The following is a 21,209-nucleotide window of genomic DNA, read 5'->3' on the forward strand; positions in this document are numbered from 1 at the left end:
GGCCGGATCGACGACGACGGGTGGGACGATCTGTCCCATCGAAGCCGACCGCGGACGTGCCTACATCGCGAAGCATGGACCCGACACCCCCTGCCCCCGTCGCGCCGAGCGGTCGCGACCGTTTCTGGTGGATCATCCGATCGGGCTGGCGCGGCCGCTGCCCGCGCTGCGGCGTGGGCAAGATGTTCGCCTCCTGGCTCAAGGTGGTGCCGCGCTGCAGCCACTGCGGGCTCGACTATCGCTTCGCCGCGCCCGACGACGGCCCCGCCTTCTTCTCGCTGTGCGTCATCGCGCTGCCGCTGACCGCCTTCGTCGTGTGGCTCCAGGTCGCCTTCGAACCGCCGGCCTGGGTGCATCTCGTCACCTCGGTTCCGGTGATGACCCTCGGCACGCTGCTGCCGCTGCGCCCGATCAAGGGGTGGCTGGTCGCGTCGCAATATGTCAACCGCGCGCAGGAGGCGGGGACGCGCGGGCTGTGGTCCGACCTGCACGGGACATCCGGCGCGAGCGACTTCGACCAGTGAGCCGGCGCCGGCTCGCCCTCGCCGCGGTCGCGCTGCTCGCCGGCTGCGGCGACTCAGACGTGGCCACTCGGCGCGAGGCGCTGGGCGCCGACCCGACGCTGGCGGCGCGGCTCGCCGTCGCGGACGCGCGGCATGGCGCGCGGCTCTTCCGCCAGTGCGCCGCCTGCCACACGATCGGTGTCGGCGCGGGCGACCGCGACGGGCCCAACCTGCGGGGCGCGATGGGCGCGCCCGTCGCCGGCGTGAGCGCGCGCTTCGGCTATACCGCGGCGCTGCGCGCACATGGCGGACGCTGGACCGACGAGGCGATGGACGATTGGCTCGCCGACCCGGCCGCGGTCGCGCCCGGCACCGCGATGCGCTTCCGCGGGGTACGCGACCCGCTCGATCGCGCCGACCTCATCGCCTATCTCTACCAGCAGCGCGTCGGCGCCCGCTGAGCCGGGCCAGCGGACGCTTGCCGGTGCGGCGCGGCTGGCGCACGCCACGGTGATGCGCCGCCCCCGCTCCCTGCGCGACCGCCGCGACGCCGAGGCGGCGGGGCGACGCGGCGAGCGGCTCGCCGCCTGGTGGTTGCGTCTACAGGGCTGGCAGATCCTCGACCGGCGCGTGCGTACGCCCGCGGGTGAGGTCGACCTGGTGGCGCGGCGTGGCGCGCTGGTCGCCTTCGTCGAGGTCAAGGCACGGCGCACCGCCGCCGAGCTCGACACCGCGATCGACGAGCGCCGGCTCGCGCGCGTCGCCGCCGCGGCCGAGCTGCTGATGTCGCGCTACGCGCTGCCGGGGGACGACATCCGCGTCGACGTGCTGCTGCTCGCCCCCGGCGCGCGCCCGCGCCACATCGAGAACGCCTGGATCGGCTGAGCGCCGGTGCGAGGGCGGGCGTGACATTGCCGGTGCAGCACCCTACCTGCCGCCGCATCGCACCGCCGCAGAGGGACAGTCCATGGCGCTCACCGTCGCGGTCCAGATGGACCCGCTCGACCAGATCAACATCGCCGGCGACTCGACCTTCGCGCTGATGCTCGCCGGCCAGGCGCGCGGGCACCGGCTGTTCCATTACACCGCGGACCAGCTCAATTGGTCGGACGGCAGGCTGTGGACCAGCGCGCATCCGGTGACGGTGCGGCGCGTCGCGGGCGATCATTTCAGCGTCGAGGCCCCGGTCGCGCTCGATCTCGGCGACGAGGTCGACGTGGTGCTGATGCGCCAGGACCCGCCGTTCGACCTCGGCTACATCACCGCCACCCACCTGCTCGAGCGCGTCGCCGACCGGACGCTGGTGGTCAACGATCCCGCCAGCGTGCGCAACGCGCCCGAGAAGGTGTTCGTGCTCGACTATGCGCGCTTCATGCCGCCGACGCTGGTGACCCGCTCGCTCGACGAGGCGCGCGCCTTCCTCGCGCGGCACGGCGCGATTGTGGTCAAGCCGCTCCACGGCAACGGCGGGAAGGCGATCTTCCGCGTCGGCCCCGAGGGCGAGAATCTCTCCGCGCTGATCGAGGTGTTCAACCAGACCTGGCGCGAGCCGCACATGGTGCAGGCCTTCCTCCCCGACGTCGCCAAGGGCGACAAGCGCATCGTGCTGGTCGACGGCGAGGTGGCGGGCGCGATCAACCGGCTGCCGGGCGCGGGCGAGATCCGCAGCAACCTCGCGGTCGGCGGCTCGGCCGAGAAGACCGAGCTGACCCCGCGCGAGCGCGAGATCTGCGCCGCGCTCGGCCCCGAGCTGAGACGTCGCGGGCTGATCTTCGTCGGCATCGACGTGATCGGCGGCGAGTGGCTGACCGAGATCAACGTCACCTCCCCGACCGGAATCGTCGCGATCGAGCGGTTCGACGGCACCGACGTCGCCGGTCTCATCTGGGACGCGATCGAGCGCCGCCACGCGGAACGGACGCGCTGACCGCGCCGTTGGCGGAGACGTGACCGAGTTCATCGTCAGCTGGATCGTCAAGGGCGGCTACCTCGGCATCTTCCTGCTGATGGCGCTGGAGAATATCGTTCCCCCCATCCCCTCGGAGGTGATCATGGGGCTGGGCGGGATCGCGGTGGCGCGCGGGCAGATGGCGCTGGTGCCGCTGCTGCTGTGGGGCACTGCCGGCACCACCGCGGGCAATCTGTTCTGGTACTGGGTCGGCCGCCGCGTCGGCTATGCGCGCTTCCGCCCCTTCGTCGAGCGCCACGGCCGCTGGCTGACGATGGAGTGGGATGACGTCGAGCGCGTACAGCATTTCTTCCATCGTCACGGCGGCTGGGTGATCTTCGTGTTTCGTTTCATGCCGACCTTCCGCACGATGATCTCGCTCCCCGCGGGCATGGCGGCGATGCCGCTGTGGCGCTTCCTGACCATGACCTTCCTCGGCAGCGTCATCTGGAACGCGGTGCTGGCGGGCGCCGGCTATTATCTCGGCAGCCGGTTCAGCGAGCTCGACCGCTACGTCGGACCGGTCGGGATCGCGCTGACGGTGCTGGCGCTGGGTTACTACGTCTATCGTGTCGTCACCTGGTCGCCGCGGGGCGAGTAGATCCTCCCGGGCGTAGGACCCGGCTATGATCCCTGCGCCTCGCCGGGGATGCTTCCGCGCACGCGGGAGCCAAGGATGACGAGCGTCGTCCCATGGTTCGAGGGTCTGACCCACCTCAATCGATCCGTGTCAGGGCCGCAGGCGTGACGCTCGTGGCTCTGGCCCCTGCGCCGGCAGGAGCACCCCGCTGACTCACACCAGATGGATCAGCGTCTAGGCTTCGGCGCTCGCCGGAGTACGGCTCAGCTTGCGAGGGATCGCACTCTGGCGGCCCTGGTCGCGTCGAGACCCGATTGAGCCGTTCCGCCCGCGGCCCACCACCACCGCACCTCCGCGCGGGGAAGCGTCTCTCGCTCACCCGCGCGGGTGCGCGGCGCGGTAGACGTCGAGCAGGTGCGCCGCATCGACCGCGGTGTAGACCTGGGTCGAGCTCAGGCTGGCGTGGCCGAGCAGCTCCTGCAGCGCGCGCAGGTCGGCGCCGCGGCCCAGCAGATGCGTCGCGAAACTGTGGCGCAGCGCGTGCGGCGTGGTACGATCGCCCAGGCCCAGCCGCGCGCGCGCGCCGCGCACCTTGAGCCGGACCACGCCGGGTGACAACGCGCCGCCCTTCACGCCGCGGAACAGCGACTCGTCGGTCGACAGCGGCCAGGGGCAGAGCGCCACATAGCGCTCGACCGCGGCGCGCACCTCGGCGAGCAGCGGCACCACGCGCGTCTTGGCACGCTTGCCGGTGACCCGCAGCGTCTCGCCGAGCGGCAGAACCGCGCCCGGCAGCGTCACCGCCTCCCCGATGCGCAGCCCCGCGCCGTAGAGCAGCAGCAGCACCGCCCAGTCGCGCGCCGCCACCCACGGCTCGTCGCTGTCCTCCGACACGTCGGTGGCGAGCGCGACCGCCTCGTGCGGCGCGATCGGGCGTGGCACCCCCTTGCGGACGCGCGGTCCGCGCAGCCGCGGCGCCGCGCCGCTGCCCCCGGCCCAGTCGAGGAAGCCGCGCAGCGCGGAGAGCTCGCGCGCCGCCGAGGCATTGCCTAACCCCGCGCCTGCGCCCGTTCCCGCGCCGCGCCGGTGCGCGAGGAAGGCGCGCAGGTCGGCCGCGTCGACCCGCGCCAGCCCCGCGCGGTCGATCTCCTCGCCCCGGTGCGCGGTGAGGAAGGCGAGCAGCCGCGCCGCGGTGGCGCGATAGGCGCGCACCGTATGTTCCGAGCGGCGGCGGTCGCGCGCGAGATGGATGGCATAGTCGTCGGCGAGCGTCAGCGGCACCTCCAGCATCGCGGTCGGCCTTCTCCTTTCGTCGCATTTTGCGTGCTTACGCGCGGGTGGAAAAGGTAAATTAACGTGAGGCAACCATAAGGTCGGCGATGGCACCCCCCTCTCCTCTCACGGTCCCGACGGGCGAGTCGAGTCGCCTCGCCGCGCTGAACGCGCTCGCGCTGCTCGACAGCGAGCCCGAGAAGGAGTTCGACGCGCTCGTGGCGCTCGCCGCGCAGCTGCTCGGCTGCCCCACCGCGCTGCTCAACCTGGTCGACCGCGACCGTCTGTGGATCAAGGCCAGCGCCCGCCCGACCGCGTCGCGCGAGCTGCGGCGCGACATCGCCTTCTGCGACCGCACCGTCACCGAGCGCGACATGGTGGTGATCGAGGACCTCGCCGCCGACCCGCGCTTCGGCACCAGCCCGCTGGTGGTGGAGAACGGCCTGCGCTTCTACGCCGGCGCGCCGGTCAACGTGCTCGGCCACGACGGCGTGCGCCACACCGTCGGCACGCTCTGCGCGGTCGACGTCGCGCCGCGGACGCTGGACGAGCCCGCGCGTGCCGCGCTGCGCCACCTCGCCGCGCTCGCCGAGGCGCTGCTCGAGGCGCGCCGCACCGCGCTGAAGGCCATCCACATCGCCACCACCGGCGAGCTGCTCGTCACCCAGCTCGCGCGGCAGGACCATATCTTCCGCCAGGCCGAGCAGATCGCGATGATCGGCTCGTGGCGGCTGTCGGTCGAGGATCAGTCGCTGGAATGGTCGGACAATGTCTATCGCATCCATGGCCTGCCGCTGGGCGAGAAGCCTGACCTGTCGCGCGCGCTCGGCTTCTACCCCGCCGCGGTGCGCGACGGCGTCGCCGCCACGGTGGAGCGCGCGATCCGCGAGGGCAGGCGCTTCGATTTCGAGAGCGACTTCGTCACCGCCGACGGGCGCACCCTGCGCGTCCGCTCGATGGGCGACCCCGAGATCGTCGACGGCGCGGTCGTCGGCATGGTCGGCGTGTTCCAGGACATCACCGAGCGCCACGCGCTCGAGGTGCAGCTACGCCACGCCGCCGACACGGACGCGCTCACCGGATTGGCCAACCGCGCCGCGTTCGACCGCGCGCTCGACTATGCGATGGCGCGCGCGCGGCGTGACGACACCCCGCTCCACCTCGTGCTGATCGACCTGGACGGCTTCAAGGCGATCAACGACACGCTCGGCCACGGTGCCGGCGACGACGTGCTTCGGCTCACCGGGGCGGCCTTGTCCGAGCCGTGGCTGCGCGGCACGCTGGCGGCGCGGATCGGCGGCGACGAGTTCGCGCTGATCGTCGAGGACCCGGCGCTGATCGCCGATCTCGACGGGCTGCGCGAGCGAGTCGAGGCGGCGCTGCGGGTGGCGGTGGAGGCGAACGGCGTGACGATGACGAGCGCCGGCTCGATCGGCATCGCCGCCTTCGACGACGACTGCCACTCGCTGCGCGACCTCGCGCGCCGCGCCGACGTGCTGCTGTACCAGGCCAAGCGCGCACGCGTCGGTCGGCACCGCTTCGCGCCGCCGCGCCGGGTGGCGTAGCGGCGCGATCGGCCCCCGGGTCAGCCGTCGCGCGCGACCTGGAAGCCGGCGAAGGACTGGCTCACCGGCATCAGCTCCAGCCGGTTGACGTTGAGATGCGGCGGCAGCGTCGCGATCCACAGCACGGTCGCGGCGATATCCTCTGCGGTCATCGGCTCGGCACCGGCGTAGAGCGTGTCGGAGGCGGCCCGATCGCCGCCGGTGCGCACCAGCGTGAACTCGGTCTCGACCATGCCCGGGTCGATCGCGCTGACGCGGACCCCGGTGCCGTGCAGGTCGGAGCGCAGCATCAGCGTGAGCTGCTGCACGAACGCCTTGGTCCCGCCATAGACGTTGCCGCCGGGATAGGGGTAGCTGCCCGCGACCGAGGCCAGGTTGATGATCGCGCCCTTGCGCTCGATCAGCCCGGGCAGCAGCCGGTGCGTGATCCCCACCAGCGCGGTGACGTTGGTGTCGATCATCGTCTTCCACTGCGCCAGATCGGCGTGCTGCGCCGGCCCTGTCCCCAGCGCGAGTCCGGCGTTGTTGACGAGCAGGTCGATACCGCGGAAGCGATCGGGCAGCGCGTCGAGCGCCGCCGCGACGGCACCCTCGTCGCGCACGTCGAACAGGGCGGGGTGGAGCGAGTCGCCGAGATCGGTGCCGAGCGCATCGAGTCGCTCGGCGCGCCGCCCCGTCGCGATCACCTGCCAGCCCGCGCCCACCAGCGCGCGCGCGGTCGCCGCGCCGATCCCCGAGGTGGCGCCCGTCACGATCGCGGTCTTCACTGTCATGGACTCACCTCTCATCGCCTCGGGGCGGCCGTGCCGAGCGCCCCGCGTCCCATTACCCCGGTCGCGTCGCCGCTCTAGCCCCGACACGCTGCGACGCCAACGCCTCGTCCGGGGATCGCGGGCCGACGGCAGTGCGGATCGCTCGAGGCTTCCCGCCGACTCCCCGCTGCCCCATATGGCGCGCATGTCCTCCCGCGCGCGCGTCCTCGTCCTCAATTCCGCGCTCGGCCCGCTCGACTATCGCGTGCCGCGCGAGCTGGCGGTCGAGCCCGGCACGATCGTGGTCGCGCCGCTCGGGCCGCGCCAGCTGCTCGGGGTGGTGTGGGAGCCCGAGCGCATGCCCTCGGACGCCGAGGTCGGCGACAACCGGCTACGCAACCTGCTCGCGGTCGCCGACGTGCCGCCGCTGCGCGCGCCGCTGCGCCGATTGATCGAGTGGACCGCGGACTATTATCTCGCGCCGCCCGCGGCGGTGGCGCGCATGGCGCTGTCGTCGAGCGCGGCGCTGGAAGGGGCACGCAGCGCGATCGAGTATCGCGCCACGGGCGATGCGCCCGACCGCCTCACGCCGCAGCGCGCGCAGGCGCTCGAGCGGATCGGCGACCGCCAGGGCCTCATCCGCGAGCTGGCGACGATCGCCGAGGTGAGCGACGCGGTGATCCGCGGGCTGGTCAAGAGCGGCGCGATCGAGCCGGTCGAGGTCGGCATCGACAGCCCCTATCCGGTGCCCGACCCCGATCACGCGCCGCCTGCCCTATCCCCCGAGCAGCAGGAGGCCGCCGCGACGCTGGTGGGCGCGATCGAGGCCGCCGCGTTCCGCCCGATCCTCCTCGACGGCGTCACCGGCTCGGGCAAGACCGAGGTCTATTTCGAGGCGGTCGCGGCGGCGCTGCGCGGCGGCAGACAGGTGTTGGTGCTGCTCCCGGAGATCGCGCTGACCGAGCCCTTCCTCAGGCGCTTCCACGATCGCTTCGGCTGCGAGCCGGTGGCGTGGCACTCGGGCCTGCGCGCGACCCAGCGGCGGCGGGCCTGGCGCGCGGTGGCGAGCGGTGAGGCCAGGGTGACCGTGGGGGCGCGCTCGGCCCTGTTCCTGCCCTATGCCGAGCTCGGGCTGATCGTGGTCGACGAGGCGCACGAGACGAGCTTCAAGCAGGAGGACGGCGTCCACTATCACGCGCGCGACGTCGCGGTGATGCGCGGGCTGTTCGAGCGCTGCCCGGTGATCCTCGCCTCCGCCACCCCCGCGATCGAGACCCGCCACCAGGTGGCGCTCGGTACCTATGCCGAGGTGAAGCTGCCGGGCCGCTACGGTGTCGCCGAGATGCCCGCGATCGCCGCGATCGACCTCATCGAGGAGCCGCCCGAGCGCGGCCGCTGGCTCAGCCCGCGACTGGTGGAGGCGCTGCGCGACACGCTGGCGCGCGGTGAGCAGTCGCTGCTGTTCCTCAACCGCCGCGGCTATGCCCCGCTGACCCTGTGCCGCACCTGCGGCCACCGCTTCCAATGTCCGAACTGCACCGCCTGGATGGTCGAGCACCGGCTGACGCGGCGGCTCGCCTGTCACCATTGCGGCCATGTCGAGCCGGTGCCGCGGCTCTGCCCCGAGTGCGTCAACGAGGACACTTTGGTGGCGTGCGGCCCGGGGGTGGAGCGGATCGCCGACGAGGTGGCCGCGCTGTTCCCCGAGGCGCGCGCCGCGGTGGTGACGTCGGACACGATCTGGTCGCCCGCCAAGGCGGCCGAGTTCGTCGCGCGAATGGAGGAGGGCGCGATCGACATCGTCGTCGGCACCCAGCTGGTGACCAAGGGCTACCACTTTCCCAACCTGACTCTGGTCGGCGTGGTCGACGCCGATCTCGGGCTCGACGGCGGCGACCTGCGCGCGGCGGAGCGCACCTTCCAGCAGATCCGCCAGGTCTCGGGGCGCGCCGGGCGCGGCGCGAAGAAAGGGCAGGTGTTCATCCAGACGCACAGCCCCCGCGCGCAGGTGATGCAGGCGCTGGTGACCGGCGACGCCGACGCCTTCTACGCCGCCGAGACCGAGGCGCGGCAGGAGGCGGGCGCGCCGCCGTTCGGCCGCTACGCCGCGATCATCGTGTCGAGCGAGGACCAGGCGGCGGCGCACGAGGCGGCGCGGCTGATCGGTCGCCACGCGCCCGAGGTGGAAGGGATGGCGGTGTACGGCCCCGCACCCGCGCCGCTGGCGATGCTACGCGGGCGCCATCGGTTCCGGCTGCTGGTCCATGCGCGGCGCGCGCTGGACGTGCAGGACGTGATCCGCGCCTGGCTCGGCGCGCTCGACTGGCCGGCGAAGGTGCGGGTCGCGGTGGACGTCGACCCGTACAGCTTTCTCTGAGTCGGGCCGGCGAGCGGCGTTAGCCGGCGTGTTCGGCCAGGACGGTCAGGCCCTTGGCGTTGACCTCGGCGAAGCCGCCGCGGATCGCGATCGTCTCCGGCGCGGCGCCCGGCGCCTTCTGCACCAGCACGTCGCCGTCGCGGATCGTCGACATGAAGGGGGCGTGCCCCTCGAGCACGGCGAAGTCGCCGTCGGTGCCGGGCACGGTGACCATGTGCACCTCGTCCGAGCGGACGATGCGTTCGGGGGTGACGAGTTCGAAGTGAAGCATGGCTGGGATCCTGGACGGCATAGAGATTAGGGCCGAGGCGCGAGGGCGACATCGCACAGGCGCGGTCGTGAGACTAGTCGATCAGAGCTTCAGCACCGCGACCAGCACGCCGGTGGCGGTGAAGATCGCGCCGACGAGCCAAGTCAGCAGCTGCGTCTTGGCGGACTCAATGCGCGCGGTCATCCGCTCCTCGACCAGCCGGAGATCGGTGGCGGCCTGAGCGAAGCGCGCATCGACTTTGACGTCCGCCTCGTCGAGGCGCGCCTCGATCTGATCGAACCGCGCGTCGACCTGCGCGAACCGCGCGTCGACTCGGGCTGCCTCACGATCGAACCGAGCATCGACCCGGGCGGCCTCCTGCTCGAACCGAGCGTCGATCCGCTCGCCGAGCCGATCCAGGTCCGCCTTCGTCGCGGTCCCCTCGCTCATCGCGCGGCCGATCGCGGCGGCGATGGCCTCGGCCTGGTCCTGCGGCAGCGCCGCCGCGCGCAGGTCCTTCGCGATCGAGAGCGTGTCGATGCCCATGCCCCCTGAGGTAGCCGAGCACCGACACCGAGTCGATCAGGCGTCCTGCGCCAGCTTCTCCGCTTTGGCGACCGCCTCGTCGATGCCGCCGACCATGTAGAAGGCCGCTTCGGGAAGATGGTCGTACTCGCCGTTCACCACTGCCTTGAAGGAGCGGATCGTGTCGTCGAGCTGTACGAACTTGCCCGGGATGTTGGTGAACACCTCGGCGACGTGGAACGGCTGCGATAGGAAGCGCTGGATCTTGCGCGCGCGGCTGACCGTCAGCTTGTCCTCCTCGGAGAGCTCGTCCATCCCGAGGATCGCGATGATGTCCTGCAGCGACTTGTACTTCTGCAGCGTCTGCTGGACCGCGCGCGCGGTGTCATAGTGATCCTGACCGACGATGCGCGGCTCGAGCACGCGGCTGACCGAGTCGAGCGGATCGACCGCCGGGTAGATGCCCAGCTCCGAGATCGCGCGGCTCAGGTTGGTCGTCGCGTCGAGGTGCGCGAACGACGTGGCCGGCGCCGGATCGGTGAGATCGTCCGCGGGCACGTAGACCGCCTGCACCGAGGTGATCGACCCCTTGTTGGTCGAGGTGATCCGCTCCTGCAGCGCGCCCATGTCGGTCGACAGCGTCGGCTGATAGCCCACCGCCGACGGGATGCGGCCGAGCAGCGCCGACACCTCGGCGCCCGCCTGGGTGAAGCGGAAGATGTTGTCGACGAAGAACAGCACGTCCTGCCCTTCCTGATCGCGGAAATATTCCGCCATCGTCAGGCCCGCCAGCGCGACCCGCGCGCGCGCGCCGGGCGGCTCGTTCATCTGGCCGAACACCAGCGCCACCTTCGACCCCTCGCTCACAGCATTGCCGTCCGCGTCCTTGGCGATCACGCCCGCGTCGAGGAACTCGTGGTACAGATCATTGCCCTCGCGGGTGCGCTCACCGACGCCGGCGAACACCGACACGCCGCCATGCCCCTTGGCGATATTGTTGATCAGCTCCTGGATCAGCACCGTCTTGCCGACGCCGGCGCCGCCGAACAGGCCGATCTTCCCGCCCTTGGCATAGGGGGCGAGCAGGTCGATCACCTTGATCCCGGTGACCAGGATCGCGCTCTCGGTCGACTGGTCGACGAAGTCGGGTGCCTTGGCGTGGATCGGGGCGCTGAGCTCCGCCCCGACCGGGCCGCGCTCGTCGATCGGCTCGCCGATGACGTTCATGATCCGCCCCAGCGTCTTGGGCCCGATCGGCACGCGGATCTGGCTGCCGGTGTCGGTCACGTTCTGGCCGCGGGTGAGCCCCTCGGTCGAGTCCATCGCGATGGTGCGGACGGTGTTCTCGCCGAGGTGCTGCGCCACCTCGAGCACCAGCCGCTGGCCGTTGTTGCTCGTCTCCAGCGCCGACAGGATCGCGGGCAGGTTGTTGTCGAAATGAACGTCGACCACCGCGCCGATCACCTGGCTGATGCGGCCGACGTTGTTGCTGCCCGACCCGGTGCTCCCGCTGGTCGGGCGAATGTCTTCGGCGAGGGTTGCCATCACATCTTTCCTTGGTTCGTCTGCCCTGATGTAGGCGCGGAGCGGGTGAAGGTCACGGCCAACAGCCGCTCCTTCGGGGTGGTGGTGCGGGTCACCGCATAGTCGGCCCCGCCCTTGAGCTGGCCCGCCGCGCGCTTGGTGCCGTGGATCGCCGCGACCGCGCTCTCGCCGCCGGCGACGCCGAGCTGCTGGAGCGACTGCGCGACCCATTTGTCGAACGAATCGCGCGCGAGCTGGTCGTTCGCCGCGGTCGGCTCGGCGAGGCGATACTCGATCCGATCGAGCCGGTCGGCGGCACCGCTGGCGGTGAAATAGGCCATCACCGGGTGCTTGCCCTGCGGGTCCGACATCGGCGTCGGCGCCGCCTCGGAGCGCCAGACGCTGCCGCGCTTCTCATAGGCGCCAGGGCGCAGCCCGATCCGGCCGAAGCGGTCGAGCGCGACGCCGGGGTCGGTGAACACGCCGTCCCAGCTCCCGCCGGCGAGATTGGGTCCGCTCGGCTCGGTCACGGCGGCAGTGTCGTTGGCCGGCGCCTGGTCGGCGGCGGGCCTGGAGCAGCCTGCCACCGCCAGCGTCGCCGCCAGCAACAGGGTGCCCGCGCGGCTCACAGCGCCTCGGCGCCCGAGATGATCTCCACCAGCTCGGTGGTGATCGCCGCCTGGCGCGCGCGGTTGTACTGGATGCTCAGCCGCTTGATCATGTCGCCCGCGTTGCGCGTGGCATTGTCCATCGCGGTCATGCGGCTGCCCTGCTCGGACGCGGCATTCTCCAGCATCGCGCGGAAGATCTGGATCGCGACGTTGCGCGGCAGCAGGTCGGCCAGGATCGCCTCCTCGCTCGGCTCATACTCCACGGTCGCGTCACCGGCATTGGCCAGCTTGGGCTCACCGCGATCGGGGATGGCGACCGGGATGATCTGCTGGCCGACCGGCTGCTGGACCAGCGCCGACTGGAACTTGGCGTAGAACAGGTGCGCGACGTCGAACTCGCCCGCGGTGTAGCGCGCGATCAGGTCGTCGGCGATCGCCTTGGCGTCGTCGAACGCCACCGTCTTCACCGTCGACAGGTCATGGTCGACCTTGATCGCCTGCGGGTAGAAGCGGCGCAGCACGCGCCCCTTCTTGCCGGCGAGATAGAAGATGACGGTCTTACCCGCCGCTTCCAGCTCCTCGGCCTTGCGGCGCGCGGCGCGGACGATGTTGGTGTTGAACGCGCCCGCCAGGCCGCGCTCGGAGGTGGCGACCACCAGCAGATGCACCTGGTCCTTGCCCGACCCCGCCAGCAGCGGCGAGGCGCCGACACCGACGTTGCGCGCGAGGCTCGCGACCACTCCCTCGAGCCGCTCGGCATAGGGGCGGCCGGCGATCGCCGCCTCCTGCGCGCGGCGCAGCTTGGCGGTGGCGACCATCTTCATCGCCTTGGTGATCTTCTGCGTCGACTTGACCGAGCCGATGCGGATCTTGAGGGCCTTGAGTGACGCCATTCTATCCTCTTGCCGTCATCCCGGCGACGGCCGGGATCCAGTTTCCACCGTCGCACTGGACCCCGGCCTGCGCCGGGGTGACGGTCATACGTGTGTCAGCGATCAGGCGAACGTCTTCGCGAACTGGTCGAGCGCGCCCTTGAGCTTGCCCTCGGTGTCCTTGCCCAGCTCGCGCGTGTCGCGGATCGCGCCCAGCACGTCGGCGTGCTCGTTGCGCAGGAACGCGAGCATCGCCGCCTCGTAGCGGGTCACGTCGGCGACCGGCACGCGATCGAGATAGCCGTTGGTGCCGGCGTAGATCGACGCGGTCTGCTCCTCGAACGGCATCGGCGAGAATTGCGGCTGCTTGAGCAGCTCGGTCAGCCGCGCGCCGCGGTTGAGCAGCTTCTGCGTCGAGGCGTCGAGGTCCGAGCCGAACTGCGCGAACGCCGCCATCTCGCGATACTGCGCCAGCTCCAGCTTGATCGAGCCCGACACCTTCTTCATCGCCTTGGTCTGCGCCGCGCCGCCGACGCGGCTGACCGAGAGGCCGACGTTGATCGCGGGGCGGATGCCCGCGAAGAACAGGTCGGTCTCGAGGAAGATCTGGCCGTCGGTGATCGAGATCACGTTGGTCGGGATGTAGGCCGAGACGTCGCCCGCCTGGGTCTCGATGATCGGCAGCGCGGTGAGCGAGCCGTTGCCGTTGGCGTCGTTCATCTTCGCCGCGCGCTCGAGCAGGCGCGAGTGGAGATAGAAGACGTCGCCCGGGTAGGCCTCGCGGCCCGGCGGGCGGCGCAGCAGCAGCGACATCTGCCGATAGGCCACCGCCTGCTTGGAGAGGTCGTCGTACACGATCACCGCGTGCATCGCGTTGTCACGGAAATACTCGCCCATCGCGCAGCCGGTGTAGGGCGCGAGGAACTGCAGCGGCGCGGGGTCCGACGCGGTCGCGGCGACGACGATGGAATAGTCCATCGCGCCGTTCTCCTCGAGCGTGCGGACCAGCTGCGCCACGGTGGAGCGCTTCTGACCGACCGCGACGTAGATGCAGTAGAGCTTCTTCGACTCGTCGGTGCCCGCGTTGGCGGTCTTCTGGTTGATGAACGTGTCGATCGCCACCGCCGACTTGCCGGTCTGGCGGTCGCCGATGATCAGCTCGCGCTGGCCGCGGCCGACCGGGACCAGCGCGTCGATCGCCTTGAGCCCGGTCTGCACCGGCTCGTGCACCGACTTGCGCGGGATGATGCCGGGCGCCTTCACCTCGACACGGCTGCGCTGCTCGGCGACGATCGGGCCCTTGCCGTCGATCGGGTTGCCGAGACCGTCGACCACGCGGCCGAGCAGGCCCTTGCCCACCGGCACGTCGACGATGGTGCCGGTGCGGCGAACGGTGTCGCCCTCCTTGATCTCGGCGTCCGAGCCGAAGATCACGACGCCGACATTGTCGGCCTCGAGGTTGAGCGCCATGCCCTGCACGCCGTTGGCGAACTCCACCATCTCGCCAGCCTGGACGTTGTCGAGCCCGTAGATGCGCGCGATGCCGTCACCGACGCTGAGCACCTGGCCGGTCTCGGACACCTGGGCCTCGGTGCCGAAGTTGGCGATCTGGTCCTTGATGACCTTCGAGATTTCTGCGGCGCGGATATCCATAACGTTAGCCCTTCATCGCGCTGGCGAGCGCATTCAAACGGGTGCGGATCGAGGAATCGATCATCTGGGAGCCGATGCGGACGACCAGCCCGCCGAGGATCGCGGGATCGACCTCGAGGTCGACCGATACCTCGCGGCCGACGCGACGGCGGAGCTGCTGCTTGAGCTCGTCCACCTGCTCCGGGTTGAGCGGATGCGCGCTGGTCACCTCGGCGGTGGTCTCGCCGCGGTGACGCGCCGCGAAGGTGCGGAAGGCGCGGATGATCTGCGGCAGCTGCGGCAGCCGGCGATTCTCCGCGAGCACGCCGAGGAAGCTGCGCGTCGTCGAGTCCACCCCGATCGCGTCGGCCGCGGCGACCACCGCGCGCACCGCGTCGCGCCGCGCCACCACGGGCGAGGCGATCAGCGCGCGAAAGTCGGCCGACTCGGCCAGCGCGTCGCGTACCGCGGCGAGGCTGCGCTCGACCTGGTCGACCGACTTGGCCTCCACCGCCAGGTCGAACAGCGCGCTCGCGTAGCGCCCACCGAGGCTGGCCTGGATGCTGCTGCCCTGATTACCGCTGGAACTCTCCACGCGATCCACTTTCCTCGCATAAACCCAAGGGTGCCGAACCCATGCGACCGGGTGGCGCGCGACGGCGCCTTCGCTTGGGGTGCGGCGCGCGTAGCAAAGGGTTGCCGGGGATGCAACCGGAGCGGGCGGCACGGTGTTGAACGTGATCAACGCGCCTGGGCGCGCGCGGCGGTTCGGGCGCAAGCCGTGGGATGCGGTGGCGCGTGCGGTGGCGTATAGGTCGGCGGACATGGTCGTGGCCCGCCTCGGCGGTCGCCGCGGCTACCCATGCTAGTGAGACGGTCGATGCCGGATCTGTCGCCCATGGCCCACTCCTCACCGTCATCCCGGGCTTGGTCCGGGATCCACCCGTCCGCGCACCCGGCGGCCGACGAGCATGCGGCACAGCGGATCCCGGGACAGGCGCGGGATGACGGGAAGAGCATAAGCGGTCGCACCAGCGATGACACGTCCATCGATCCCGAGACCGCCTGGGACGCCTTCTCGCGCCGCGACCGCGCCTATGACGGCCGCTTCGTCGTGACGGTCAGCTCGACCCGCATCTACTGCCGGCCGAGCTGCGCGGCGCGGCGTCCGCGGCGCGAGCATGTCGGTTTCCTCGCCGACGGCGCCGCCGCGCGCGCGGCGGGCTACCGCGCGTGCCGCCGCTGCCTGCCCGACGACGTCGCGCGGGACGCCGCCGCGGTGAGCCGCGCGCTCGCGCTGCTCGACCGCGCCGAGCGGACGCCGTCCCTGGCCGATCTCGCCGCGGCGGTCGGCTATGCGCCGCATCATTTCCAGCGGCTGTTCACGCGCGTCGCCGGCCTCTCGCCCGCCGCCTACGCGCGCGACCGCCGCGCCGCGCGCGCCGCCGCGGCGCTGCGCGAGGAGGGTCACGTCACCGCCGCGATCTACGCCGCGGGCTATGCCGCGCCGAGCCGCTTCTACGCCGACGCTGCCGCGCTCGGCATGGCGCCCGCCGCCTGGGCGAGCGGCGGTGCGGGCGAGCGAGTCGCCTGGTACGTGGTGCCGACGCCGCTCGGCGCGCTGCTGGTGGCACAGACCGGGCGCGGTCTGTGCCATGTCGGTCTGGACGAGAGGGTGGAGGCGCTCGCCGCGCTGCTGCCAGCGGCGCTGCTGGTGGCGGCGGACGCCGGCGAGCGGTCGCGCGCGCTGCGCTGGGTAGAGGCGGCGGCGGTGCCGCGCGACGCGGCACTGACCGGGGCGCAGCGACGCGCGCTGTTCCTCGCGGCGGTGCGAGCGACGGCGCGGGCGGACGCCTGACCCATCCTCGTGCTCCTGCGAACAGGACCTCCAGCTAGGTTGTCTGCCGCGCCGCTCCCCCCTTCGTTATCCCGGCCTTGAGCCGGGATCCATGGGTCCGCGAACGCAGTGGCTTGTACGTGACCGGCAGCATGGCCTTCCGGGTGCGCTCAGCAGCGCGACGTCAGGAGCCGCCTGCGTCCATGTCGGGCCGTCACGCGCGGGGGATGGTATTGCTGACTGGGCCCCGGCCTACGCCGGGGCACGGGCACGACCGGCCGATGCCGGTCGTGCCCGTGGTTAGGCGATTATAAAGGCTTGTCGCTTAGCTCGGACCCCGGACTTTCGAGGATGACCGGGTCGATGAACGCGTTCGGACGCCGCAACGGCGGGATGGGGACGACTGGCGCGCGCGGCGGCTTCGGCGTGGCGCGGCCGATGCAGGCCAACCCGCTCGCGCGCCCCGAGCCCGAGCCCTTCCCGGTCGTCGACGCGCTCGCGCTGCCCGGCGAAGGCGACGCCTCGCTGCTGCCGCAGGGCACCGTGGACGCGATGCAGCGGCTCGCCGACCGCCAGAACGCCAGCGGCGACGCCGGGGCGAGCCGGATGGAGGGCTTCGAGGCCTCGATCCACCGCATCAAGGAGCAGGTGCTGCCGCGCCTGCTCGAGCGCGTCGACCCCGAGGCCGCCGCGACGCTCGGCAAGGACGAGCTCGCCGAGGAATTCCGCCCGATCATCGGCGAGGTGCTCGCCGAGCTCAAGCTGACGCTCAACCGCCGCGAGCAGTTCGCGCTCGAGAAGGTGCTGGTCGACGAGCTGCTCGGTCTCGGGCCGCTCGAGGAACTGCTCGCCGACGCCGACATCAGCGACATCATGGTCAACGGGCCCGACCAGACCTTCGTCGAGCGCAAGGGCAAGCTGGAGCTGGCCAACATCCAGTTCCGCGACGAGGAGCATCTGTTCCAGATCGCGCAGCGGATCTGCAACTCGGTCGGCCGCCGCGTCGACCAGACCACGCCGCTGGCCGACGCGCGCCTGAAGGACGGCAGCCGCGTCAACGTGATCGTGCCGCCGCTCAGCCTGCGCGGCACCGCCATCTCGATCCGCAAGTTCTCCGCCAAGCCGATCACGCTCGACATGATGGCGGGCTTCGGCAGCATGTCGCAGAAGATGGCCACCGCGCTGAAGATCGCGGGGGCGTGCCGCTTCAACGTCGTGATCTCGGGCGGCACCGGCTCGGGCAAGACGACGATGCTCAATGCCTTGTCGAAGATGATCGACCCGGGCGAGCGCGTGCTGACGATCGAGGACGCCGCCGAGCTCCGCCTCCAGCAGCCGCACTGGCTGCCGCTGGAGACCCGCCCCGCCAACCTCGAGGGCCAGGGCGAGATCTCGATCCGCGACCTCGTCAAGAACGCGCTGCGCATGCGCCCCGACCGCATCATCCTGGGCGAGATCCGCGGCAGCGAGTGTTTCGACATGCTCGCCGCGATGAACACCGGCCACGACGGGTCGATGTGCACGCTCCACTCCAACAGCCCGCGCGAGGCGCTGGCACGGATGGAGAACATGGTGATGATGTCGGACATCAAGGTGCCCAAGGAGGCGATCAGCCGCCAGATCGCCGACTCGGTCGACATGATCATCCAGGTCAAGCGCCTGCGCGACGGCTCGCGCCGCGTCACCAACATCACCGAGGTGATCGGGATGGAGGGTCCTGTGATCGTGACGCAGGAGCTGTTCAAGTTCGAGTATCTCGACGAGAGCGCCGACGGCAAGATCATCGGCGAGTATCGCTCGATGGGGCTGCGTCCGTATACCTTCGACAAGGCCAAGCAGTTCGGCTTCGACCAGGCGTATCTGGAGGCGTGTCTTTGAGCGTGGAGCAAGACGCTCCGGTAGACTGACGCTCCTCTCTCTTCCGTCATCCCGGACTTGTTCCGGGATCCACGGCGCCGCGAAAACAGCGGCCTTTGGATAAGTGGATGGGTGGATCCCGGACCAAGTCCGGGATGACGAAGGAGGATCATGGCGCTCGCCCTCGCACCATCCCCCTAATCCATCCCTAAGCGGTTGACCCCGCTCTCGCCGCGACGCAGCATCGCGGCATGGCCACACTTCCCCCGATCACCAACAATCCCGACGTCCGCTATCTCGGCCGCGTGCTGGGCGACGTCATCCGCGCTTATGGCGGGGACAAGCTCTACGAGCGCACCGAGGCGATCCGCTCCGCCTCGGTCGAGCGCCACCGCGGCAATGGCCAGGGCTCGCCCGACGTCGGGCTGGGCGCGCTCGACCTGGACGAGACGCTCGACTTCGTGCGCGGCTTCATGCTGTTCTCGATGCTCGCCAATCTGGCCGAGGACCGGCAGGGGATCGCCGCCGAGGAGGGCGCCGACGTCGCCGCCGCGCTCCAGCGGCTCGCCGAGGAGGGGGTCGATCGCGACCAGGTGCTCGCGCTGCTCGATCGCGCGCTGATCGCGCCGGTGCTCACCGCCCACCCCACCGAGGTGCGGCGCAAGAGCATGATCGACCATCGCAACCGCATCGCGCAGCTGATGGCGCTGCGCGACCGCGGGATCGACACCACGCCCGAGGGCGACCAGGTCGACGAGGCGATCGTGCGCCAGGTCGCTTTGCTGTGGCAGACGCGCGTGCTGCGGCGCGAGCGGCTGTACGTCACCGACGAGGTGGAGACCGCGCTGAGCTACCTGCGCGACGTCTTCCTGCCCGTGATCCCCGCGCTCTACCAACGCTGGGACCGCGCGCTCGGGGCGCGCGTGCCCGCCTTCCTGCGCCCGGGCAGCTGGATCGGCGGCGACCGCGACGGCAACCCCTTCGTCACCGCGGACAGCCTGCGCGCCGCGCTCGCCCGCGCCGCGCGCGCGGTGCTGAGTTATTATCTCGACCAGCTCCACGCGATGGGTGCCGAGCTGTCGATCTCCTCCGACCATGGCGCGGTCGACGAGGGCGTGCTCGCGCTGGCGGAGGCGAGCGGCGACACCTCGGCGACCCGCGGCGACGAGCCCTATCGCCGTGCCATCAGCGGCGTCTACGCGCGCACCGCGGCGACCTATCGCGTGCTGGTCGGCGAGCCCGCGCCGCGCCCGGGCACGCTGCGCGGCGAGCCCTATGCCGATCCCGCCGCGCTGCGGACCGATCTCGTCACGATCGCGCGCTCGCTCTCGACCGAGGGCGCTGGGCTGCTCGGCACGGGGGGCGCGATCGGCCGACTGATCCGCGCGGTGGAGGTGTTCGGCTTCCACCTCGCCACGCTCGACCTGCGCCAGAACAGCGCGGTGCACGAGAAGGTCGTCGCCGAGATGCTGCGCGAGGCCGGCGTGTGCGCCGATTACGCCGCCCTCGACGAGGACGCGCGCGTGATGCTGCTGCGCCAGGAGCTGGCGACGCCGCGCCCGCTGACCAGCCGCTTCAGCCGTTACTCGGACGAGACCGCGTCCGAGCTGGCGATCGTCCAGGCCGCGGCCGAGGCGCATGCCACCTACGGCGCGACCTGCATCCGCCAGTATATCGTGTCGATGACCAAGTCGGTCTCGGACCTGCTCGAGGTCCACCTGCTGCTCAAGGAAGTCGGGCTGTACCGCCCCGGCTCCGGCGACGAGCCTGCCAGCGCGGCGGTGATGGCGGTGCCGCTGTTCGAGACGATCGAGGACCTCGAGGCCGCGCCCGCGATCATGACCGAGTGGTTCGCCATCCCCGAGGTGCGCGACATCGCGCGCGCGCGCGGCCACCAGGAAGTGATGATCGGCTATTCGGACAGCAACAAGGACGGTGGCTATCTCACCTCGACCTGGCAGCTGTCGCGCGCCTCGACCGCGCTGAAGCCCGTGTTCGACGCCGCGGGCGTCGGCATGCAGCTGTTCCACGGCCGCGGCGGCGCGGTCGGGCGCGGCGGCGGCTCCAGCTTCGCCGCGATCCGCGCGCAGCCCGCGGGCACGGTGCAGGGGCGCATCCGCATCACGGAGCAGGGCGAGGTGATCGCGGGCAAATACGGCACGCGCGAGAGCGCCACGACCAACCTGGAGGCGATGGCCTCGGCGACGTTGCTCGCCAGCCTCGAGCCCGCGCCACTGTCGAACAGCGACAATGCCAGCTTCGCGGCGGCGATGGACCGGCTCTCCGACGCCGCCTTCCGGGCCTATCGCGGGCTGGTCTACGAGACCGAGGGCTTCCGCACCTTCTTCCGCCAGATGACCCCGATCGCCGAGATCGCCGGGCTCAAGATCGGCAGCCGCCCCGCCAGCCGCAAACAGTCCGACGCGATCGAGGACCTCCGCGCCATCCCTTGGGTGTTCAGCTGGGCGCAGGCGCGCGTGATGCTGCCGGGCTGGTACGGCGTCGGCCAGGCGATCGCCGCCTTCGAGGATCGCGCGCTGCTGCGCGAGATGGCGCAGGGCTGGCCCCTGTTCGCCGCGACGCTGGCGAACATGGAGATGGTGCTCGCCAAGTCCGACATGGGCATCGCCGCGCGCTACGCCGGGCTGGTCGAGGACGCGGCGCTGCGTGACACGGTGTTCGGCCGGATCCGCGACGGCTGGCGGCAGACCCATGACGGGCTGCTCGACGTGACGGGTCAGTCGCACCTGCTGGAGCGCCACCCCGCGCTCGACGCCTCGATCCGGCTGCGGCTGCCCTATATCGAGCCGCTCAACCTGCTCCAGATCGAGCTGATGAAGCGCCATCGCGCGGGCGAGGCCGACGAGCGCGTGCGCCAGGGCATCCTGCTGTCGATCAACGCGATCGCGACCGCGCTGCGCAACTCGGGGTGAGGGTCGTAGGCATCCTTCCTGCGCCTGTTCCTCGCCCGAGTCGTCTCTTCCTACCTTCGTCAGCCCCGCGGGGGCTCCGACCTACGTCATTGCCGCGCAGGCGGGGATCCATACACGCTGTCGTCGCGGCTCCTTCGAGGGCCTGCGCGTCTGGATCCCCGCCTGCGCGGG

The 21,209-nt window shown here is 71.2% G+C and carries 19 protein-coding genes; 10 read left to right on the top strand and 9 right to left on the bottom strand.

Annotated elements, in window-relative coordinates; translation table 11 throughout:
• The first annotated feature begins 74 nt into the window (after nucleotides 1-74).
• The 5 genes from KZ813_RS18575 (at nucleotide 75) to KZ813_RS18595 (ending at nucleotide 3,052) form a co-directional block, all read left to right on the top strand.
• Nucleotides 75-524 (top strand): DUF983 domain-containing protein, encoded by a 450-nt coding sequence (locus KZ813_RS18575; RefSeq protein WP_219756480.1) that lies wholly within the window; start codon nucleotides 75-77, stop codon nucleotides 522-524.
• The gene (locus KZ813_RS18580) at nucleotides 521-964 is read left to right on the top strand and encodes a c-type cytochrome (protein WP_219756481.1); all 444 of its coding nucleotides are present in this window, start codon (nucleotides 521-523) and stop codon (nucleotides 962-964) included. The genes KZ813_RS18575 and KZ813_RS18580 overlap by 4 nt, the downstream gene beginning before the upstream one ends.
• 52 nt (nucleotides 965-1,016) lie before the next feature.
• Nucleotides 1,017-1,388, top strand: a complete 372-nt coding sequence (locus KZ813_RS18585; RefSeq protein ID WP_219756482.1) for a YraN family protein — start codon at nucleotides 1,017-1,019, stop codon at nucleotides 1,386-1,388.
• A gap of 82 nt (nucleotides 1,389-1,470) precedes the next feature.
• Entirely contained in the window at nucleotides 1,471-2,430 is a 960-nt protein-coding gene (gene gshB / locus KZ813_RS18590; RefSeq protein ID WP_219756483.1) for a glutathione synthase, read from the top strand.
• Nucleotides 2,431-2,449: 19 nt separating this feature from the next.
• A complete protein-coding gene (locus KZ813_RS18595; protein ID WP_219756484.1) occupies nucleotides 2,450-3,052 on the top strand; it encodes a DedA family protein in 603 nt (200 codons plus the stop codon).
• A gap of 354 nt (nucleotides 3,053-3,406) precedes the next feature.
• Here the strand turns inward: KZ813_RS18595 and KZ813_RS18600 are convergent, their stop codons facing one another.
• The gene (locus KZ813_RS18600) at nucleotides 3,407-4,321 is read right to left on the bottom strand and encodes a tyrosine recombinase XerC (protein ID WP_219756485.1); all 915 of its coding nucleotides are present in this window, start codon (nucleotides 4,319-4,321) and stop codon (nucleotides 3,407-3,409) included.
• An 89-nt stretch (nucleotides 4,322-4,410) separates the two neighbouring features.
• On the opposite strand from KZ813_RS18600, the gene KZ813_RS18605 reads away from it, so the two are divergent.
• Nucleotides 4,411-5,868 (top strand): diguanylate cyclase domain-containing protein, encoded by a 1,458-nt coding sequence (locus KZ813_RS18605; protein WP_219756486.1) that lies wholly within the window; start codon nucleotides 4,411-4,413, stop codon nucleotides 5,866-5,868.
• Between the two features lie 20 nt (nucleotides 5,869-5,888).
• On the opposite strand, the gene KZ813_RS18610 is transcribed toward KZ813_RS18605, so the two are convergent.
• Entirely contained in the window at nucleotides 5,889-6,641 is a 753-nt protein-coding gene (locus tag KZ813_RS18610; protein WP_219756487.1) for an SDR family NAD(P)-dependent oxidoreductase, read from the bottom strand.
• Between the two features lie 184 nt (nucleotides 6,642-6,825).
• Here KZ813_RS18610 and KZ813_RS18615 point away from each other — a divergent pair, with 184 nt between their 5' ends.
• Entirely contained in the window at nucleotides 6,826-8,997 is a 2,172-nt protein-coding gene (locus KZ813_RS18615) for a primosomal protein N' (RefSeq protein ID WP_219756488.1), read from the top strand.
• A 19-nt stretch (nucleotides 8,998-9,016) separates the two neighbouring features.
• Here the strand turns inward: KZ813_RS18615 and KZ813_RS18620 are convergent, their stop codons facing one another.
• The 7 genes from KZ813_RS18620 to KZ813_RS18650 all read right to left on the bottom strand — a co-directional run bounded on the left by KZ813_RS18620 (nucleotide 9,017) and on the right by KZ813_RS18650 (nucleotide 15,006).
• Nucleotides 9,017-9,268: an ATP synthase F1 subunit epsilon gene (locus KZ813_RS18620; protein WP_219756489.1), complete on the bottom strand. Its 252-nt coding sequence runs from the start codon at nucleotides 9,266-9,268 to the stop codon at nucleotides 9,017-9,019.
• 81 nt (nucleotides 9,269-9,349) lie between these two features.
• The gene (locus KZ813_RS18625; protein WP_219756490.1) at nucleotides 9,350-9,793 is read right to left on the bottom strand and encodes a CCDC90 family protein; all 444 of its coding nucleotides are present in this window, start codon (nucleotides 9,791-9,793) and stop codon (nucleotides 9,350-9,352) included.
• A gap of 36 nt (nucleotides 9,794-9,829) precedes the next feature.
• Nucleotides 9,830-11,317, bottom strand: a complete 1,488-nt coding sequence (gene atpD, locus KZ813_RS18630; RefSeq protein ID WP_219756491.1) for a F0F1 ATP synthase subunit beta — start codon at nucleotides 11,315-11,317, stop codon at nucleotides 9,830-9,832.
• Nucleotides 11,317-11,925, bottom strand: coding sequence for a hypothetical protein (locus KZ813_RS18635; RefSeq protein WP_219756492.1), 609 nt, complete (start codon nucleotides 11,923-11,925; stop codon nucleotides 11,317-11,319). Before KZ813_RS18635 ends, atpD begins: the two co-directional genes overlap by 1 nt.
• Nucleotides 11,922-12,800, bottom strand: coding sequence for a F0F1 ATP synthase subunit gamma (locus tag KZ813_RS18640; protein ID WP_219756493.1), 879 nt, complete (start codon nucleotides 12,798-12,800; stop codon nucleotides 11,922-11,924). Before KZ813_RS18640 ends, KZ813_RS18635 begins: the two co-directional genes overlap by 4 nt.
• Before the next feature lie 102 nt (nucleotides 12,801-12,902).
• Nucleotides 12,903-14,432, bottom strand: a complete 1,530-nt coding sequence (gene atpA, locus KZ813_RS18645) for a F0F1 ATP synthase subunit alpha (RefSeq protein WP_219756494.1) — start codon at nucleotides 14,430-14,432, stop codon at nucleotides 12,903-12,905.
• A 4-nt stretch (nucleotides 14,433-14,436) separates the two neighbouring features.
• Nucleotides 14,437-15,006 carry a F0F1 ATP synthase subunit delta gene (locus tag KZ813_RS18650; protein WP_308461934.1) on the bottom strand — a complete coding sequence of 190 codons (570 nt, stop codon included), beginning with the start codon at nucleotides 15,004-15,006 and terminating at the stop codon, nucleotides 14,437-14,439.
• A 303-nt stretch (nucleotides 15,007-15,309) separates the two neighbouring features.
• On the opposite strand from KZ813_RS18650, the gene KZ813_RS18655 reads away from it, so the two are divergent.
• The 3 genes from KZ813_RS18655 to ppc all read left to right on the top strand — a co-directional run bounded on the left by KZ813_RS18655 (nucleotide 15,310) and on the right by ppc (nucleotide 21,038).
• Nucleotides 15,310-16,269: an Ada metal-binding domain-containing protein gene (locus KZ813_RS18655; protein WP_258046947.1), complete on the top strand. Its 960-nt coding sequence runs from the start codon at nucleotides 15,310-15,312 to the stop codon at nucleotides 16,267-16,269.
• A 342-nt stretch (nucleotides 16,270-16,611) separates the two neighbouring features.
• The gene (locus tag KZ813_RS18660) at nucleotides 16,612-18,126 is read left to right on the top strand and encodes a TadA family conjugal transfer-associated ATPase (RefSeq protein WP_219756496.1); all 1,515 of its coding nucleotides are present in this window, start codon (nucleotides 16,612-16,614) and stop codon (nucleotides 18,124-18,126) included.
• A gap of 230 nt (nucleotides 18,127-18,356) precedes the next feature.
• A complete protein-coding gene (gene ppc / locus KZ813_RS18665; RefSeq protein ID WP_219756497.1) occupies nucleotides 18,357-21,038 on the top strand; it encodes a phosphoenolpyruvate carboxylase in 2,682 nt (893 codons plus the stop codon).
• Nucleotides 21,039-21,209 lie beyond the last annotated feature (171 nt).

Source organism: Sphingomonas folli, assembly GCF_019429525.1.
Classification (GTDB): domain Bacteria; phylum Pseudomonadota; class Alphaproteobacteria; order Sphingomonadales; family Sphingomonadaceae; genus Sphingomonas; species Sphingomonas folii.

What these genes read in the sequence shown, in the direction of transcription:
- KZ813_RS18605 (WP_219756486.1), top strand. Translation starts at nt 4,411, where the DNA reads ATGGCACCCCCCTCTCCTCTCACGGTCCCGACGGGCGAGTCGAGTCGC.
- ppc (WP_219756497.1), top strand. Translation starts at nt 18,357, where the DNA reads ATGGCCACACTTCCCCCGATCACCAACAATCCCGACGTCCGCTATCTC.
- atpA (WP_219756494.1), bottom strand. Translation starts at nt 14,432, where the DNA reads ATGGATATCCGCGCCGCAGAAATCTCGAAGGTCATCAAGGACCAGATC.
- KZ813_RS18610 (WP_219756487.1), bottom strand. Translation starts at nt 6,641, where the DNA reads ATGACAGTGAAGACCGCGATCGTGACGGGCGCCACCTCGGGGATCGGC.
- KZ813_RS18620 (WP_219756489.1), bottom strand. Translation starts at nt 9,268, where the DNA reads ATGCTTCACTTCGAACTCGTCACCCCCGAACGCATCGTCCGCTCGGAC.
- KZ813_RS18585 (WP_219756482.1), top strand. Translation starts at nt 1,017, where the DNA reads ATGCGCCGCCCCCGCTCCCTGCGCGACCGCCGCGACGCCGAGGCGGCG.
- gshB (WP_219756483.1), top strand. Translation starts at nt 1,471, where the DNA reads ATGGCGCTCACCGTCGCGGTCCAGATGGACCCGCTCGACCAGATCAAC.
- KZ813_RS18575 (WP_219756480.1), top strand. Translation starts at nt 75, where the DNA reads ATGGACCCGACACCCCCTGCCCCCGTCGCGCCGAGCGGTCGCGACCGT.
- atpD (WP_219756491.1), bottom strand. Translation starts at nt 11,317, where the DNA reads ATGGCAACCCTCGCCGAAGACATTCGCCCGACCAGCGGGAGCACCGGG.
- KZ813_RS18600 (WP_219756485.1), bottom strand. Translation starts at nt 4,321, where the DNA reads ATGCTGGAGGTGCCGCTGACGCTCGCCGACGACTATGCCATCCATCTC.
- KZ813_RS18655 (WP_258046947.1), top strand. Translation starts at nt 15,310, where the DNA reads ATGGCCCACTCCTCACCGTCATCCCGGGCTTGGTCCGGGATCCACCCG.
- KZ813_RS18660 (WP_219756496.1), top strand. Translation starts at nt 16,612, where the DNA reads ATGAACGCGTTCGGACGCCGCAACGGCGGGATGGGGACGACTGGCGCG.
- KZ813_RS18640 (WP_219756493.1), bottom strand. Translation starts at nt 12,800, where the DNA reads ATGGCGTCACTCAAGGCCCTCAAGATCCGCATCGGCTCGGTCAAGTCG.
- KZ813_RS18625 (WP_219756490.1), bottom strand. Translation starts at nt 9,793, where the DNA reads ATGGGCATCGACACGCTCTCGATCGCGAAGGACCTGCGCGCGGCGGCG.
- KZ813_RS18615 (WP_219756488.1), top strand. Translation starts at nt 6,826, where the DNA reads ATGTCCTCCCGCGCGCGCGTCCTCGTCCTCAATTCCGCGCTCGGCCCG.